Source organism: Treponema sp. R6D11, from assembly GCF_054786075.1.
Genome location: NZ_BDHD01000561.1, coordinates 1 through 778 on the forward strand (window position 1 = coordinate 1; position 778 = coordinate 778).

Here is a 778-nt window from a genome sequence, read left to right on the forward strand (position 1 = left end):
GAACCCGCCGCAGTTAATGCCGCCACAAAAATCGGCATGCCAGTCGTCGTTAAGCCGTTCAACGGCAATCAGGGCAAAGGTGTTCATATTAACTTAATTAACAAAAAAGATGTTGCGAACGCATTCCGTGAAGCCTCAAAACACAGCTCCGGCGTTATTGTTGAGCAATTTATCTACGGCTCAGATTATCGCATTTTGGTCGTTAATGACGAGGTTAAAGCCGTCAGCAAACGCCTTCCAGCCATGGTAGTCGGCGATGGAGAACATACAATCGCCGAACTCGTTGACATCGTAAATCAAGATCCACTACGCGGCGATTTTCATGAGAATGTTCTAACTAAAATTCGTATAGACAAGGTCGAAAAAAGTGTTCTAAAAAAACGCGGCATAACAGAAAAATATATCCCACAAAAAAATGAAACAATTATCCTGCGCGAAAACAGCAACATTTCAACAGGCGGCACAGCAATCGATTGCACAGATATTATCCATCCAGACAACGCAGAAATAGCCATTCACGCCGCTCGTGCGATAGGAATAGATATTGCTGGAATAGACATGGTTGCAGAGGATATTTCAAAATCCATTAGGGATTCCAGCGGTGCTGTAATCGAAGTTAACTCCGCACCAGGGATCCGCATGCATCTCGCACCATCGACCGGAAAACCAAGAAATGTCGCCAAAAATATTGTCGATGCTCTTTTCCCAACAGACGATGTATTAGATTTTCCTGTAATTTCAGTAACGGGCACAAACGGCAAAACAACCACGGTCCGCC

At 44.5% G+C, this 778-nt stretch carries 1 protein-coding gene; it reads left to right on the forward strand.

The window, feature by feature from the left end; genetic code table 11:
• On the forward strand, positions 1-778 hold a 778-nt coding region (locus ACYVTD_RS14680; RefSeq protein WP_461248460.1), incomplete at both ends, for an ATP-binding protein.